Source organism: Nocardia sp. NPDC004278 (assembly GCF_053602975.1).
Window position 1 is genome coordinate 1 of sequence record NZ_JBSGEQ010000072.1, and the last position, 16,148, is coordinate 16,148.

16 protein-coding genes and 1 pseudogene are annotated in these 16,148 nt (G+C 63.2%); 6 read left to right on the forward strand and 11 right to left on the reverse strand.

Annotation, left to right across the window (positions count from 1 at the left end):
* Positions 1 to 625, reverse strand: a 625-nt coding sequence (locus tag ACWEO2_RS43260) for a hypothetical protein (protein ID WP_452410695.1), incomplete at its 3' end; no start/stop codon positions are given.
* Between the two features lie 391 nt (positions 626 to 1,016).
* On the opposite strand from ACWEO2_RS43260, the gene ACWEO2_RS43265 reads away from it, so the two are divergent.
* Together ACWEO2_RS43265 and ACWEO2_RS43270 are read left to right on the forward strand one after the other, a co-directional pair.
* Entirely contained in the window at positions 1,017 to 1,457 is a 441-nt protein-coding gene (locus ACWEO2_RS43265) for a hypothetical protein (RefSeq protein WP_452410696.1), read from the forward strand.
* Between the two features lie 11 nt (positions 1,458 to 1,468).
* Entirely contained in the window at positions 1,469 to 1,642 is a 174-nt protein-coding gene (locus ACWEO2_RS43270; protein WP_452410697.1) for a TetR family transcriptional regulator, read from the forward strand.
* A 163-nt stretch (positions 1,643 to 1,805) separates the two neighbouring features.
* Here the strand turns inward: ACWEO2_RS43270 and ACWEO2_RS43275 are convergent, their stop codons facing one another.
* The 4 genes from ACWEO2_RS43275 to ACWEO2_RS43290 all read right to left on the reverse strand — a co-directional run bounded on the left by ACWEO2_RS43275 (position 1,806) and on the right by ACWEO2_RS43290 (position 3,207).
* Positions 1,806 to 1,949: a hypothetical protein gene (locus tag ACWEO2_RS43275; protein ID WP_452410698.1), complete on the reverse strand. Its 144-nt coding sequence runs from the start codon at positions 1,947 to 1,949 to the stop codon at positions 1,806 to 1,808.
* A gap of 3 nt (positions 1,950 to 1,952) precedes the next feature.
* On the reverse strand, positions 1,953 to 2,150 hold the full coding sequence (locus ACWEO2_RS43280) for a transposase (RefSeq protein WP_452410699.1): 198 nt from the start codon (positions 2,148 to 2,150) through the stop codon (positions 1,953 to 1,955).
* Between the two features lie 293 nt (positions 2,151 to 2,443).
* Positions 2,444 to 2,800 (reverse strand): hypothetical protein, encoded by a 357-nt coding sequence (locus ACWEO2_RS43285; RefSeq protein WP_452410700.1) that lies wholly within the window; start codon positions 2,798 to 2,800, stop codon positions 2,444 to 2,446.
* Positions 2,797 to 3,207 carry a hypothetical protein gene (locus ACWEO2_RS43290; protein WP_452410701.1) on the reverse strand — a complete coding sequence of 137 codons (411 nt, stop codon included), beginning with the start codon at positions 3,205 to 3,207 and terminating at the stop codon, positions 2,797 to 2,799. Before ACWEO2_RS43290 ends, ACWEO2_RS43285 begins: the two co-directional genes overlap by 4 nt.
* Before the next feature lie 1,151 nt (positions 3,208 to 4,358).
* Here ACWEO2_RS43290 and ACWEO2_RS43295 point away from each other — a divergent pair.
* From ACWEO2_RS43295 to ACWEO2_RS43305, 3 genes are all read left to right on the forward strand, one after another.
* Positions 4,359 to 4,724: a hypothetical protein gene (locus ACWEO2_RS43295; RefSeq protein ID WP_452410702.1), complete on the forward strand. Its 366-nt coding sequence runs from the start codon at positions 4,359 to 4,361 to the stop codon at positions 4,722 to 4,724.
* Between the two features lie 753 nt (positions 4,725 to 5,477).
* Positions 5,478 to 6,344: a GAF domain-containing protein gene (locus ACWEO2_RS43300; protein ID WP_452410703.1), complete on the forward strand. Its 867-nt coding sequence runs from the start codon at positions 5,478 to 5,480 to the stop codon at positions 6,342 to 6,344.
* The gene (locus ACWEO2_RS43305; protein WP_452410704.1) at positions 6,341 to 7,630 is read left to right on the forward strand and encodes an MFS transporter; all 1,290 of its coding nucleotides are present in this window, start codon (positions 6,341 to 6,343) and stop codon (positions 7,628 to 7,630) included. The genes ACWEO2_RS43300 and ACWEO2_RS43305 overlap by 4 nt, the downstream gene beginning before the upstream one ends.
* A gap of 519 nt (positions 7,631 to 8,149) precedes the next feature.
* Here the strand turns inward: ACWEO2_RS43305 and ACWEO2_RS43310 are convergent.
* From ACWEO2_RS43310 to ACWEO2_RS43330, 5 genes are read right to left on the reverse strand one after another with little or no spacing between them, the layout of a single operon-like run.
* Entirely contained in the window at positions 8,150 to 9,703 is a 1,554-nt protein-coding gene (locus ACWEO2_RS43310) for an FAD-dependent monooxygenase (protein WP_452410705.1), read from the reverse strand.
* 19 nt (positions 9,704 to 9,722) lie between these two features.
* Positions 9,723 to 10,931, reverse strand: coding sequence for a cytochrome P450 (locus tag ACWEO2_RS43315; RefSeq protein WP_452410706.1), 1,209 nt, complete (start codon positions 10,929 to 10,931; stop codon positions 9,723 to 9,725).
* A 2-nt stretch (positions 10,932 to 10,933) separates the two neighbouring features.
* A complete protein-coding gene (locus ACWEO2_RS43320) occupies positions 10,934 to 12,466 on the reverse strand; it encodes an MFS transporter (RefSeq protein ID WP_452410707.1) in 1,533 nt (510 codons plus the stop codon).
* Positions 12,463 to 13,134: an HAD-IA family hydrolase gene (locus ACWEO2_RS43325; protein WP_452410708.1), complete on the reverse strand. Its 672-nt coding sequence runs from the start codon at positions 13,132 to 13,134 to the stop codon at positions 12,463 to 12,465. Before ACWEO2_RS43325 ends, ACWEO2_RS43320 begins: the two co-directional genes overlap by 4 nt.
* Positions 13,131 to 14,132: an AfsA-related hotdog domain-containing protein gene (locus ACWEO2_RS43330; protein ID WP_452410709.1), complete on the reverse strand. Its 1,002-nt coding sequence runs from the start codon at positions 14,130 to 14,132 to the stop codon at positions 13,131 to 13,133. The genes ACWEO2_RS43325 and ACWEO2_RS43330 overlap by 4 nt, the downstream gene beginning before the upstream one ends.
* A 679-nt stretch (positions 14,133 to 14,811) precedes the next feature.
* On the opposite strand from ACWEO2_RS43330, the gene ACWEO2_RS43335 reads away from it, so the two are divergent.
* The gene (locus tag ACWEO2_RS43335; RefSeq protein WP_452410710.1) at positions 14,812 to 15,282 is read left to right on the forward strand and encodes a LysR substrate-binding domain-containing protein; all 471 of its coding nucleotides are present in this window, start codon (positions 14,812 to 14,814) and stop codon (positions 15,280 to 15,282) included.
* Here the strand turns inward: ACWEO2_RS43335 and ACWEO2_RS43340 are convergent.
* Positions 15,204 to 16,148: pseudogene (locus tag ACWEO2_RS43340) on the reverse strand (hypothetical protein); the annotation flags it as partial. The gene ACWEO2_RS43335 and the pseudogene ACWEO2_RS43340 sit on opposite strands and share 79 nt — an antisense overlap.

Below are 16,148 nucleotides of genomic sequence, written 5' to 3' on the forward strand. Positions count from 1 at the left end.
GTGGGGTCTGCCGCTGACACGCGCTGTTCAGCTCCGGTGTGAGGTCGGCGCACAGCAAATTCGTTCCGCTACCCGGTAGGCCGATATCGAAAGTATGCAACAGAGTTCGGCTGAAGCATCCGTCGTAGGCATTGCCGTCACCGGAAGCGACGAGCAATTCCATCCGCCCGGCGGACTTTTCCAGCATCCGCACCCAGCGATTTCCGGCGCCGAGCGCACCCGTTCCCGCCTCACACGCATCGACGAGGACGATCAACCCGTCCAGCGATCGTGTACCCAATTGTTCGGCGACGACATTGACCAGGTGAAAACCGGAATCGGAATCCAGTGGCAGTGCCGAATCCGCGGCAAGCAGATAGAAATCGTCGTCGTTGGTGGTGAACCCGTGACCGATGAAGGCGATCAACAGCGTCGCCGCCAGCTCGTCCGCATGTCCGAACGCCGCCCTGATGCAGCGCTTGAGTTCGGTGATCGTGGGGTCGAGCACCGGGCCATCCCCGATCGGGAGCCAATGACCGACCGTGGTGAAAACCGTGTACAGCGCCGTGGCCAGCTCACCAGTGAACCCGAGCCGCGGAAACTCCGCACACTCGGATGCGATAACCAGAGCCAACCTCTCCGCCATGAAAGAACTATCGGCGAGAGCAACCTGCGGCACAACACGGTTCGACGTTTCGCCAAACCGCGGGCGGTGGCCTGTGGGCGTTCAATACGGGTTCAGCTGAGAGAACCGTGAGAGACCAGCATGGGCCCGGCGGATCGTCGACCGCCATATCACGAATGTCTTTCCCGCCCTCACACCGGCCGCAGCTCACGCCCTGCTGCACCTCACCCAAGACGCTGTGACCTCACTGGCGAACCCAGGGTGATCGGCGGAATCCCTATCGGCGGAGCTGATTTCGAAGTGGCAGTGAACGCCCCGCCGTCCTCGACCAGCCCTACCAGTCTGCTGCGCGGATCAGCTGAGTTCGAACCACACCTTCCCATAATGATACGCACTTGATTACTATAAGCACATGCGTACTATTGAGATACCTGAACAGCCATTCGCGGACGGCATCGTGCTCATGCCGTGGAAACCCGGTCCGCGCCAGGACGCTTCCGGGCGTGTGTTCGTCAGCGTGACCGACTTCCTGGCCCGGTCCGACGAGGAAGTCCGCAGCATCTACGAGATCGGGCACGAGCTCGGGAACACCTGGCCGGTCATGCAGGGCGCGGTGGGCCTGTGGCTATGGGGCAGGCCGACCGCGCGGCGCGGCGGATCGATCACCGTGTGGGAGTCGGAAGAGGACATGCGCCGATTCGTGCGATGGCCGGTGCACGCCAAGATCGTGCGCGCCTGGCGCGGCAAGGTGGGCATCGGCACCGACTCATGGCAGGCCGACCACTTCGAGCCGCGACAGGTACTGGAACGCGCGCGCAACACACTCGAACGTCCGCATCGGGACGCCGCATAACCATGTCCGCATTGGCGTTGCCAACGGTGGACGCCACAGCCTCGCCAGGTGTCCTGCCCGAGACCATCAAATCGATCACCCAGGCCGTGCTCGACGAACTCGCCGAGCACGGCCACGGCAGGCTGTCGATGGCGGCGGTCGCCAAGCGGGCTGGCGTCGGCAAGAGCGCGCTCTCCCGCCGCTAGCCGTCCGAGCAGGACATGGCGTGGTCTTCGGACCCGCGGCCATTGACGAGATGGCCGCCGCTCGCTTCGCCCGCGTTGCCGACGGAGCCCGGTCATGACATGGCGGCCAACTACGAATCCGGCAAAGCCGGACTGGAGCTGGGCAGCAGCCTGCTCGAACGCGTCACTGCGGAGGGGCGCTCGCAAGGAGCAAGTCGATCGAGACCACCCAATCCAGGTCGCCGGTGCTATCGGCCAACGCGACCAACGCGGTCAGCACCCGATCCCAGGTGCCGTCGGCGGCATTGCGGCGATGCCGTTTCCACACCGTCTACCACGGCCCGAAATGCTCGGGCAAATCCCGCCACGGCAGGCTGGTGCGCAGCCGATACAACATCCCCTCTACCACCAAGCGGTTGTTGGCGAAGTTACGGCCCACGTGCCCTTTGGATTTCGGCAGCAGCAACTCCAACAGTTCCCACTGCTTGTCGGTCAGAACCCGGTATCGATCACCGATCGCGGTCACCACGGCGGCCATAATGCACGATCAGCCCCGAAGGTGCGGCGACCTGACGGTCCGAGCGCGTCGGACACGAAGAGCCGCGACACCCTCGCCGCAGAGATCCGTAACCTCAGCGAGAGAATCGCGGCCCGCGTCGCCGGCCCGGGTTGTCGAGGGAGACATGGACGGCCGGGTCACGCGCAGGGTGTATCCGGGGCTGATCGTCCGGTCCACGAATCGACCTGACCGGCACCGGTCGCGAACGTCGACGACAAGATCGGCCACCTCGAGTCGACCCGGCAGGCACCGGTTCCGGCGGATCAGAAGATCCCGGCGATGTACGGCGCGCCGCTGCGTGTCCAGCCGGTCAGCAGCCCCTGCAGTTTTTCCGCGGCATACGGGGGGCCGGCCGCGGCGGCGGCGCGAAAGAACTCCGCTGCCTCGTCTCGGTCTCGTATCTCGAGGACCACCGCCAAGTTGTACATGGAGGTGACATCGCCCGCCGCGGCCCCACGACGCCACCACTTTTCGTACTCCGCGACCCGCTCGCACCGGAAGTACAACGAGCCGAGGTTGGCCATCGCCGTACCGGAACCAGCGCCGACGGCTACCCGCAACCACCGTTCGGCCTCCTCGTCCCGTCCCAGCTCCGACAGCAGGTTGCGGAGGTTGCTCATCGCCTTCGTATCCCCGCCTCGGCGGCCTGCGCATAGAATTCGACTGCCTCCTCTCTATTCCCTCGCTCAACCAGCTGCAACGCCAGATTGAATGCCGCGTCAGCATTCCCAGCCCCCGCCGCAGCCCGATACCAGCGTTCCGATTCAGCGAGCTGCCGCTGTTCGGATTTCAGAAACCCGAGGTTGTACATCGATTTCGCATCCCCAGCCGCGGCCGCCTGCACCCACCACGTCTCGGCAGTGGACTCATCGTCACGTTCGACAGCCCGCAAGCCCAACGTCCGCATCGCACCGACATGCCCCGCCGACGCCGCCACCCTATATTCCGGCTCCGCCTCCGCCGCACGGTCCGCACGCGTCAACGCCTCAGCACGCTCGTACGCCGCCGCCCCACCATCACCATTCATACCGAACCTTCCCTGCGCTCACCCCCGACCGTATCGCGCTGCGCCAGTACGTATTCGCACCCCTGGCAAGCACCGCCGCACGCGACTCGGGCTACCTGACGGCCGGGCAGCACCCTACCCACCGATAGTCACCGAACGCGGGCACCGAGACCACCGTCAGGCTCGGCTGCTCGACGGACATGGCTCAGCTCCAGGACGATCCCTCATCCCAAGTGCGCGAACTTTTCTTCGACTATCAGCGTTCCCCAGGAAACCGCCGGTCAGAACCGGTCCCATCCTTATAGTGCCCCGCCGGGGCACGAACCTGCGGCAACCGGACCAGAACCGTCACGCGCTATTTGCCGATGACCAGCAGTTTTCGGTGTTGCAGGAGGTTGGCGTACTGGTCGATACCCCCTCCGGACACAGATAGTACGTCACGTAACCCGTTCTACCTGCGGTTATGCAGGAAGGTCGGGTGACGGTGTCGAGTCGAATCAGTGCGGAACCGCAGGTGGGAGCCCCGTGGGGGTTCAATTCGGGTTCAGCTGAGAGAATCCTAAGAAACCGGCACGTCGGCCCGGCGAGTCATGGACCGTCATATCACGGAAGCCTTTCCAGCTCTGCGATATCGGTCGAGGCCTTCACTCAATCTGGGATACGGCCCCGCTCACCACGCCGATCAGAAGGGGCCTTATGCGGAACGTTCGCCCGGTCGACTCCTCGGTCGGGACCGCCCGGTCGACGCTCACACGCCTATCGCATGACAGCGCGAGATCAACGGAGCTTAGAGTCGTCGTCCCGAAGGATCGCCCCGACCTCACGCCGGCCGCTGCTCGAGCTCTGCTGCACCTCATCCAAGAAGCTGCGGCACGGCCGCAATAACCGCGGAAGTCGGAGCATCGAGCGCAAACACACAGCCAGACAATGCATTCCATGTACCTATGTGGATTCACTGCGCCGGCGTCGCCATCACAGGCCGTGCCCGCCGTCGAACCTGGCGAAGTCGTAGTCGATGGCCTCGACCATCTCCGCGGCCTTGGGCTCACGCAGGATCGGTCTCCGCTTGCCGGTTTCGTACGGCATCGGACTCGAGTGGATACCGCACCCTTCACCTTGTCCCACCTGAAGTTGCAGCGCGCCAATCCCTGGCCATCTCGAGCACTGCTACGGTGAACCCCTGGCAGGAAGTCATAACCTATGTAACTGTGGGTAGTGCTGGTCTCCTCGCGGGCAGTGTAATTCGAGGGCTGAGCTATGTTCCAGCCCTGCTTGATCTCGGTCTCAGAATCTCGAATCTGGGACTTGAACGCAGAATTGAGCGCGCCGAGATGCGTAATCGCCTGCAAGAACTGGATGATGAATTCCTGAATCGGCTTGTGCGGACAACAAGTCCCACAGAGCAGCAACTCTTGGATGCACTGATTGAAATAGGCCCTTCCGCTGCGGAAGTAACCACCCGGCCAGTGGATCACGAGGAGGTGCAGGAGATGCGGGAACGAGTGCTGCGCGGGATTTTGGATATCCGAGAGCGGTAGTCTGCCCGGCCGGGAGCAGCGGAGCTGCATTTCCGGTTGCCCGTCCTCGCACGTCAAATTTCGGCGAACTATCCCGCGTTTCAACACGGTGACGATCGCTCTCAAGTGAACGATCTCTGGGTTGTGATGCGGAGCAGTTGCGCTGTCCCGTGCCCCGCGACCCGCGACATTCAAGGAATCTGCAGGTCAGCAGCATAAACAAGGTTGGGGATATGGGTCAGTTCCCCCTCCGGGCACGGACAGTATGTCACGTCACCCGTTTCTGCCTGCGGTTATACAGAAAGGGCGAGTGAGGGCGTCGGCCGAATCAGTGCAGAACGGCAGGCGGGAGCCCTGTGGGGGTTCAATTCCCCGCGGTTCGCGTGCGCAACAACAGATTTCGTGGTCAGGGCGCTTTCATGGGGCGCCTGCACGCCGACCGGACGTGCGCTAGCGGTCAGACCGCCCAGATAATGTGATCTAGCCCTCACTGATCACCTTGACATCAAGTGGCCGAGTTATTAACTTTGGATATATAAGATCTAGCGTGTACCGGGGCATATTACTGCTGTTCGCTGCCTGAAGGTATTTGCATTGCAGTGAGGCGGATAATTCTGCCTTTGTTTATCACGCCAGGAGGGGAACCATGACTGTTGCCGGTTCAGACATCGATTTATATTCGATACAGCTTCCACGAGTTCGTAAGTGCTGCCAGCGACATGCGACCTTCTCGGTTGCCTACAGAGTGGTCTATAGGTGACCGGGGAGCCTGGAATGCATGACGGAGAGTGGTTCATTATCGATACCCTATCGGGCTCGCTGTCCGTGATCGCGGCTGGTTCACGGGGACGCAAGTGGCGGCCGTTGCCTAATGTGTTTCGCGGCAAGTCCTTGACCATGGTTCAAAAGCTCGTCGAGGTCGTCGTCGACAACCTTAAGGACTCGCAGTCGCTGGTTGACCTAACGCCAGGGACCAAACTCGCATATGCAAGGCCGATTCTCGGTCCTGGCAGACAAGTGCATGCAGTGATGGTCTGGCTCGGCACCAAGGAAGACAACCCACCCCCGCCACCGGAGGCGATCGGCTGGACATGGGATCTCGACAGCTTAGGGTTTCCGACACGGGACTATGCCCCCGCAGCTGCCGAGTTTCACGGATACCCGAGAGAATCGAACCCGACCCTGACCGAGCTCCTCTCCATGGGGACTAGATTGTCTGACACCGCGACCCTCCTCGACGTCTTGGATAATATCGACGAAGATGCCGTCGGCACCGGCGAATGGCGCATGATTCGACCAGACGGTGTTTACGCGAAGATTCGTTACGCCTTCCGTTATGCCAGTTTCGGTAACGGTCGCACTATACATGGAATATCCCAGCGAGTAGCTGGCTACGACGGTGATCCCAAAGATTCTATGGATGGCCTCGCATTACGATCCTTGGCCCACGCAAGCGGCCGATATGCAGCTCTGCTGCACACCCGCACGCGTCGGGTGCTGGCATGGCTGTCCGAAGCACCGAGATACCTCCCGGCCGGAGTGATACGCGGATTGGAGCAGGCACCACAGCCGCAAGATACTTTCGAATTTGCGGGACTGCCGAAGACTGTCACTCTAGCAATCTTCGGAGATAGCGTGTGACCAATGAGCGACAGAACCAGCTGATTTCCATTTATGCTGGTATCGCTTTGGAAGGGTACGATTGGGTTCTCTACGCCTTGTTGGTTAACTACTTTGCACCAACATTTTTCGGTGGCGATGTCGAGCGTTCCGTAGTGTACGGATTCGGCGTATTTGCCGTCGGGTTTTTGGTGCGTCCGATCGGTGGCGTGCTGTTCGGCAGCGTCGCCGACCGCCACGGCCGGCGCACTGCGATGCTGCTATGTATCGCTCTCGCCGGCTTTGCCAGTTTCGGCACGGCGGCGACCCCGAGCGCTTCCGCGATCGGGGCTGCCGCGCCAGCGTTGGTGCTGTTATGGCGTTTACTGCTCGGTCTGGCCCAGGGAGGTGAGCTCCCGGTAGCACAAACCTATCTCTATGAAATATCTCCACGTGGTAAACGAAATCTCTTTTCGAGCATGGTTTACATGGGCGGAGGAATGGGAAAGCTGATCGCCAACCTGGTCGCGGTCGTACTCGTAGCCGGAGTTGGTGCACACGCCGTCTCCGCAGGATACTGGCGAATTCCCTTCCTGCTAGGTGGCTTGGCGTCGGTGGTGTTCTTCGTTCTACGGACGCGGCTCACCGAGACCGCTGAGTTCGTGACTCATAGTCGGGATGGCTCGACGCTTTCACCTTGGCGGGAGTGCCGCACATTGATACAGCCGATGGTCTCGGTGATAGGCCTCACCGCCGGAGTGACCGCAGCGTATTACGTATGGACCGCGGCGCCGATCAGTTATGGCATCGGCGTGTTGAAACTGGGAGACCGTTCCGTCCTACTCGTAGGTGTCACCTCGACCATGGTATTCATTGTCGCTGTTCCCCTTTTCGGTCTGCTCGCCGATCGCGTCGGAGCGAGAAAACTGCTGTTCTACGGTGCAGCAGCAATGGCGGTGGCGACCGTGCCGCTGCAGCATTTGCTCGAGCGTGCAGATATCGTGACGTATTGGCTAGTGATAGTCATTGGCCATGTAGGCTTAGCGGCGCCGTGCTCGGTATTCCCGGCGATGATCGCAAGCATTTTACCTCCGCCGCACCGAGCTCTCGGGCAGGCGCTACCCTACGGGATTACCGTCGCGACTTTCGGGGGAACCGCTCCGATGCTGCAACATGCGACGGATGGGCACCCCGCGGCATTCTCTGCTTATATCGCCTTGTTACTCGCGGCGACAGCCGTAACGGTAGTTCTGCTCTCCACAAATCGCCGCGGCACCCCAATCGATGAACAGGTAAGCGCAGCCTGCGATTCAGCAAAGCGGAAGTGAAGGCTCAGCAATCCCTCCAACCGGATTTTCGCGTGTCGATGTGCTGGCCCCGCCCCCATACCCGGATCTTTTTCGGACGGCCGAAGCCGAGTACCGCCCCAGACCGGGCCTCGCCCGGTCTGGGGCGGTACTATATTCGGAAGTTCGCATCAACGTTGCCAGCAGCGAGCCGGTAGATTGCTCGCTCACTTGGGTCGTTGTTCGGCTCACATTTGATCGAGCCACCTCCGACTCGACCTACTGCGAATGTAGATGTGAGCAGGCAAGTTCGGTGCCAGCGACGAGAGGCCCTCGCCAATCCAGTAGAGTGGCGTTTTGTGGACCGACTGCATCGAACGCGGCCCCGCTGTCGGCCGATTGTGGACCGCTTGATCGGCATGCAATACCCGTGAGCGTCGCGCAAGTTCGTCATACGCGCAGTGATAGCGAGCGCACCCCGCCTTCACTCGAATCATGTTGCGCTGCTTGCAGCCTCACACGGGCTCGGCCATGCTTGCAAGCACGGATGTCTGGGCAGGATCACCCTTCGCCGTCCGGCCGCGCCGCCGCCACCTGCGGGCGGGCCGGCCCAGATATACCGCCGAACCAGTAGGCCAAGGCCGAGACCAGCCCGGCCCTGCCATTGCCTGACACCGACATCGGTACCTCCGTCACCGCTTCGAAGCGTCCCGCCCACGCGACGTACCCGTCGGGCCGGATAAGCACCACCGGCGGCATGTCCTCAGGCAGGCAGTCCACCAACACGACATCGACGAGGGGCGGCACCGAATCGACTCCGCCCGTGGCATTTTCACTTTCCGAGATCAGCAGCACGCCACGACCGCCAGTGAGTAACTCGACGATTGTCCGAGGCCCGAGTCCGCGGACAGGTACGGTGACGTTCGGAAAGAACTCACCGGCCCATGGCCCGTCGTCGGGTGCGCTCGGGTAGGCCAGCGCATTGCCGTTGACGATATCGGCCAGCCGATCGTGCGCGTCCGGATTGCTCAGCAAGTCACGAACAAACCCGCGCAGTGGATCATGCACGTGCGCCGGATTCATGAGTGTCGACTGCACCCGCGTGTTCTCGATCACCTGCGCGGCGACCGGCTGCCGCTCGGTGGAGTAGCTGTCCAGAAGGACCGGGTCTGCACCACGCAGCACCGACACCAGCTTCCAGCCGAGATTCACCGCGTCCTGCAGACCCGCATTGAGTCCCTGCCCGCCAAGCGGGTAGTGCACGTGCGCGGCATCGCCAGCAACGAACAGCCGCCTATCCCGATACTCGGTGACTAACCGGCTGAAGTCGCTGAATCTGCTGGTGTATTCGATATTCTCCAAGTCGACATGGTGACCGACGATGCGGCCTACAGCCCCGGCGAACTCCGCAGCGGTGACGGGTCGGCTACGGTCTGGGTCCGGGCGGTCGAATTCGAAGGTGATGATGCGGCTGGACCCGAATCGGTTGAAGTTCAACAGTGTCCAGCCGCGTGGGGTGCGCTGCCAACCGGGCCGCATCTGCTCGGGATGCGGCAACCGCGCCATCCCGAGCATGGCTCGCATGGTTGGTGGATACTCGACGACCGGGAACCGGCCGGATTCGCGAACGACACTGCGCGGACCGTCGCAGCCCACCACATACTCCGCTTGCAGCGGGTCGTTGCCCAGCACGTCGAGCTCCACCACTATGTCGTTCTGCCGCAATGACGTAACAGTCTGCTCACGACGAACGTCGGCACCTCGAGCGGCGGCCCGATCTCCCAGTGCCCGCTCCAGATCCGCCTGCGGAAGCCCGATCATCACCGGACCCTCGATCGCCCGGGTGCGCAACGTGAGCCACGGAAACCCGGCGAACTGGAACGGTTCCCGCACGATCGCGTGATGATCGGTCTCCCCCCGCGGGAAGCGGAGGATGCCGCGGCGGGCCAAGGTCTGGATGGCACGCGCATGATAGGTCCCCGCCTTGGGTTGATCGCTGACCGCGCCGCGACTCTCCAACACCACGACGTCGATGCCATGGTTGGCCAGTTCACCCGCGAGCAGCATGCCGACGGGTCCGCCGCCGACCACCGCAACCTCACATCGCTGCACCATGTTTTGCTCCTTTCTGTACTTACACCGTCACGGGCAATGCAGCCGGACGACGTAGTCCGATCCCGAAGTCCCATGGCACGTTCTCCGGGGCCACGGCGAGCGCCGGCTCCGGATACCTTGTGAACAGCGCTGTCAGCACCGTAATCAACTCCAGCTGCGCCAACGCCGACCCCATGCATCGGTGCATCCCGTAGCCATACTGCAGATGCTTGTTCGACGGCCGGTCGAGGTCGATCAGTAACGGGTCCGGGAACACCGCCGGATCACGGTTCGCGCCGTTGACGTACGGGTAGACGATGCTGCCCGGCGGCAGCGTACCCAACGAGGTCACCAGAGGATTCAGCAACTGCCGCGGAAAAGCACCCGGGGTGCCCAGCGGCATCAGACGCAAGATCTCCTCCACCAGCTTCGGCACATAGATTTGCGGCGCCGCGGCCACCTGCCGATACAGCGGCGGATGCGCCAGTGCAGCGTAGGCCGTCTTGGTGAGCATGGTGGTGACATTGTTGTCACCACCCAGAATGATGCCCATCACCGTGCCTTGGAGCAGGCCGTCGTCGACATCGGCGAATTCCGGTGCCGCAGCTCGCTTCTGATACACGGCGACCAGGCCGGTGTCGTCGTGTTCAGCCTCGCCAGCGATTAGTGCCGCCGCCCAATCCCACAGCTGCACCCAAGACGACTCGATTCCGGGGATGTCGTCACGATCGGCGAACTGGACGATCCGCCCGAGCGGGTTCATCCAGGCGGCCCGTTCCTGCGGCACACCGAGCAAGGCGCAAACGACCTGGGCGGGTACCACCTGGAATACGTCGCGAACTAGATCGGGCTGCGCGGCACGGTCCAGCTGATCAAACGCCACAGTGGCGAATCGTTCAATGGTCGGCGTCCAGGCCGCCATCGAGCGGGCGCTGAATTCGTGCGAGACGAACCGGCGCATCACACCGTGCACGGGTGCGTCGAGGTTGATCTGCACTTGCGGCGCCCAGTTGGTCGGCATGAACGAGGGGCCACCGTCGACATTGCATAACGCCCGGCTGGCGGTGTCATCGAACAGCAGGGCCCGGACGTCGTGGTAGTCACTGAGACAGACGGCAGTGTGCCCGCTGGGCAATTGGATCCGCTCGAATAGGTCACCTGCGCTGGGTAGCCAGCGGACGAACGGTTCGGGTGTATCCAGATTCGGGATGTCGGTGACGCGGACGCGAGTGGGGAGCGAAACAGTCATGACTAGTCCTCGGGGTTGGCCACCGGCCGCAGCAACACCGCGACCAGCAGGACGAAAACGAGGCAGAGGGCGGCAAGCACCCAGAGCACGGGATGGATTGCAGCGCTGTAGGACTCGGCCAACAACGCAGTGTCGACGCTGTGGTCGACGGTGGACAGATCGCCGGCGGCGGCGGCGGCGGACGCTTTGTCGATCACGCTGCTGCCCAGCGCGTCGGGCAACGCCTGATGTACCCGGCCGCTCACCAGCGTGGCCAGCACCGAGCCGTACACGGCCACCACAACGGCCTCGCTGCCGAGCCGCACCGTGGAGACCAACCCGGAGACCATCCCGGCTTTAGCGGGTAGCACCGAGCCGATCGCCTGCCCGTCCACCAGACCGACGCCGAGCCCGAAACCAGCGCCCAGCAATAGCAGCGGCCCGACGATCGAAGGTACATTCTGGTGCACCCCGACGGTCGTCAGCCAGACCGTGCCTGCGACGTACAGCGCGACGCTAACAGTGAGAATCATCCGGGACGAAACTCCCTGGTGGACAAGCCGCCCGGCGACGATAGGCGCAACGACCACCGGCACCGTCATGATCAGCATCACTACACCGACGGTGGCGGTGGACATGCCCCACGCCACAGCCAAGAAGGTCGGCAGATATGTCAGCAGCGCCACGAATCCGGCTGCACCGGCCACTGGCACCAGCAGCAGCCCGAGCAGCGCGGGGTTGCCCAGCAGGCTCAGGTCGAGCAGCGGGTTCGCGGTGCGCCGCTGTGCTACTACGAATGCCGCGAGAACCAGGACCCCGAGCAACGCGAGCCCCAGCGTGCCCAGGCTGGTCCACCCCCAGGCGTTGGACTGCACAATAGCGGCGATAATCAGGGCCAAACCGGAGGCGAACAGTGCCGCGCCACGGAAGTCGATTGCCGGACGGTTCTTCGCGACCACATCCCAGATGCCGCAGGCGGCCGCCAGTACAAACGCCATCAGAATCAGCGCGGCGTTCACGAGGAACATTCCGGGCCAGCCGACCAATGCGATCGCCGCCGCCGAGATCGACGGTCCGAAGCCTAGGCCGATGCCAGCGACGGTGCCGAATAGGGCGAATGCCCGCGTCCGAGCGATACCTTCGAACTGCGCGGAAAGCAGCGCGCCCCCACAGGCGAAGATGGTGGCCGCGCCGACTCCCGCCAATGCGCGCGCGATATCGAGCACCACGATTGCCGGCGAAATAGCACTGAGTACCGACGCTATGAAGAAGACGGCCGTGCCGCACAGGAATCCTCGCCGCAGCCCGAGATGGTCGGCGATCGACCCAGCGACCAAACTGAACGCCGCGAAGGTGAGGTTAAAGCCGTTGACCACCCACTGCAGGGCGCCAGGTGCGGTACCCAGATCTTCCGCGATCCGCGGAAGCGCCACCCCTGTGCCGGACACGCCAGTCGGCACCACCAGCACTGCGATCAGCACCGCAGCCAACAACAGCCCCCGACGTTCGGCGATCCGTGGGGATGCGGCCCGTGCCACCATTTGCGCCTCGGTCATATCCGCTCCCCTCTGTCGACACCGGCACCGACCGGCCGGTGCAGCAACTGTTCCAATTCCGAAATTGCTTGTGCCGCATCACGGAATTGCACCGCACGCCAACCAGCAGCGACTGCGGCGGCGCAGTTCTCGGCCAGATCGTCGACAAGTAGGCATCCCTCGGATGCCACTGCGGCTCGGGTGCTGGCGACCTCGAAGATGCGCGGATCCGGTTTACGGACCCCGACCCGACACGAATCGACAACGAGCTCGACCACGTCATCGAGGTCGACCATCCGCCGCCAAACCGGTTCCCACTCGACTACGTTGTTGGTGAGGATGCCGACCTGGTGACCGCGCTCCAGCAGGTCGAAAGCCAGCCCACGCATAGCCGGATTCGCTTGGTGCCCGGCGAACCACTGACTCCCGAACGCCCGCTCGCTTCGGCTCAGATCGATGCCCGGATCCCGGGCACGTAGCACCGCGTGCATCCGGTCCACCCATTCGGTCTCCGGGATCATGGCCAATTCGATCGGGGCCAGCGGCTCGACGTCGAGCTGATCGGCCACCTGCCGCATTGCCCACTTCAGGTCGGCAGGCGTGATACCGGTCTTGCGCTCGTAGTCGGTGAACAGGTCCTCGATCGGCGGGGAAAGCACCCCGCCGAAGTCCAGGAAAACCGTGCTCACGCGCCGACTCCGGCCAGTGGCTGCCCGGTCAGGCCGAGTCGGCGCAGTGCCACCATGCCCTCGGTGATCACGGTGTCGTTCTGGAGTACCTCCACGCTGAACTCGACAGCCAGGTCACCGGTGGTGGGCAGCGGCCGAGCGCGGGCGTAGGTGGCCAATTCTGGTTCGCCGAATCGGTGGAAGGTAGCGCTGACCGCAGTTAGCGCCAACCTCTGTGGAGAAAGGCCAAACAGTTCCTGCGCGGTGACGATGCCTGTCTGACGGAACGCCTCGAACAACACTGCACCCGGAGTGTGGTCGAGCTTATGGTCGAAGAGGCCGGGATGCGTTTCGTCCACGATGATTTCGGCAAGCAGCTCCTGAGAATCACCGGTGACCGAACCGATAACCACGTTGTCCGGGTTACGGCGCGCAACGAATTCCGGTGCGATGCGCCGGGATATGGCGTGTGGCACCGAGGCGGTGAGGTCGAGCCGGGCTCGGCCGCGACTACGCACTTTGCTCCAGGCCTCGCCCGGCATCCACTGGATGGTCATGTCCATCGTGGCGACTAATCGCGCGTCGATCTGGATCTCGACCGCCAGGTCGATGCCGATGACCACGTCGTCGCGCCTCTTCTCGGCAACGATGACGGCGTCGAGATTGCCATAACCGGGGTGATCCCGCACTGACAGCCCGGCAGGATCGGTGACGCGCAGAGCGCCGGTGTTGAAGATGAACTTCTGATCCATCTCGGCGCCGACATAGCGGTGGGCAATCAGGATGGACGCCTGGCGCGAGCACTCAAGCAGCAGCAGAGGGTCGTAGCCCGGCGAGCCGGATATGGCGTGGTCACCGTAGTAACCGTGGGTGCGCGGCAGCTGAATCCCAAGCCGGAAGCGCGGATATTTCTCGCAGATAATGTCGGTCAGGAAGACCTCGCTGATCGCCGAGCGATGCACATGCTCGCGGGGTACGACCGTAGAGAAGGAGAGTTGGGGCTCAATCACGCTGGACACACGTCCTCCGAAGTGGTTTCACGACATGCCGCAGCCACCATGAGGCCCCGTTGCCGGGCAGCGGCGAACATCAAGTGGGAATGACGTAGAAAACCGACCAGCGGTCTCGGGCATGGAGGGCAGGTAGAGGGCCATCCAGCGACTCGCGATCAGTACCTGTCACAATACCGAAAGCTCGGCGCCAATCAAGTTACTTCCATATGAAATTGAGCGTCGTCACGGCCGGTGCCGATGTGCCGGGACGCTGAGCCGAACACAGTCCCACCACAGGAGACCGTGTGGTCGGGCGCAATGCGGACCGGCGACGACTGCGGCGCAACACGTCCGATGATGCCGCATAAGGCGCTGCTCGGAGTGGCGAAATGTCCTGCGGGTCAGGACATCCGCACATACCGATTGCTGGGTGCTTCTACATCGGCGACGCCCTCTTGCCCCGATGAGCGCTCCGTGCATGAGGGAAGGATTTGAGTTCTTCTGGGTGTGCTGGGATTTCGATCAGAGTGAAGTCACCTTCGACACTGATGATCACCTCGATTCGAAGGCCGTCCGGGGCGGGTAGATACGATTCTGGAGCTCCTGGATATACCGGCGTCGGATGGCCCGGCCAGGTGGTGTGGTGTGACTGCGTTGATGAGGTCCGTGCCTCGGTGTTTCTTGGTGGTTCAATGGGAACATCGCCGTGCACCGGGACCATCGGCTGGCCCTGGACTCGAGTACGCCGGTCTCGGCGCTGCGGGACGAACGCTGGATCGCCGGTAGCGATGAACCGGTCACCACGCTGCTGGGCGCGTGGCACCAAGCCCCCTGGCAGCCGGCTGTCGGCCACATCGCCAGGGACTGGGTTACAAAACCGGGCCTGGTCGCGGCCGGGCTGAGTTTCACCGTTGTTCCGGAATCGGCTGTCCTGGTACTTCCCGCCACGATCTCCGTCGTCTGGATCGATGACGCGGCAGCCACCCGCCGCACCGTCCTGGCGCACACAGCTGGTGGCGGTCCCATCAGCCCTGCTCGACGCTGCCGCACAACTCAACAGCGAACTGCGCGAACGCCTTCGGGGCGGACGTGCGTCACTTACCGAGCGGCATGGACTTCCAGAGGGACAGCTTCTGATCGTCGTTGGAGGGGGTCTCGTGCTCGATTTCCACCGTGAACCGGTTGCGGTCGGAATCCATGCTGAATCCGGTGTAGATCTTGCTGCGCTGATTGCCGGGGTCGGTGAAAATCAGCGTCATCGGTTCGGGGGACGTCGGGGTGGATTTCGATGCGCAGCTGTTCGTGCGTGTACAGCGCGTTGTTGCCGGGACCGGGGAGCTGGAAATCCTGGTCTGCGGCCTCGGGGGTGTCGAAATAGCGCAGGGTGAGGGAGAAATCCTTGTTCGCGCTGACGCACGAGATCGCTGCCTTCTCATGGCTGTCGGAGTACCCATCGCAGGTGGTGTCGTGCCAGCCGGGCTGTCTCGTCTTGCCGGGCACCAGTTTCGGGAAGGCGGCGGCGATGCGCTGCTCGTCACTGCTCCAACTGGGATGGGCCGAGTCGTACACCTTGTACATCACAACCGCCACGGCCAGCGCCAGCACCGTCACAACGGATCCCAGTCCGATGATCAGAGCGCCGCGACCGCTGGCCTTGCGTGGAGGTGCCGGCGGGAACGGGGTGCCGGGGATCGCGGTGGACGGGATCGCTCCTGCCGGAACCGATCCCGGCGGAACCGCCGCTGCCGGAAGGGATCCGGGTGGAGTTTGCATCGAAGCCATGGCCGTTGCAGGGGTCTGCGCAACCATAGGCGATCCGGCACCGATTACCGTGGGCGGTGCCGTGAAATGCTGCGCCGCCGCAGCTTGCTGCGATGGGGTCGGATACCCCTGCGCCACAATGGTTTCCGCCGTGCGCGCAGCTTCCGCCGACGGCCGCCCGTGCAACGCATCCTGCACGGCCGCGGCGAATTCCACGCAGCTGCCGAACCGCTGCTCGCGCTCCTTGGCCATGGCCCGGGCCAGCACCTGGTCCAGCGTGGG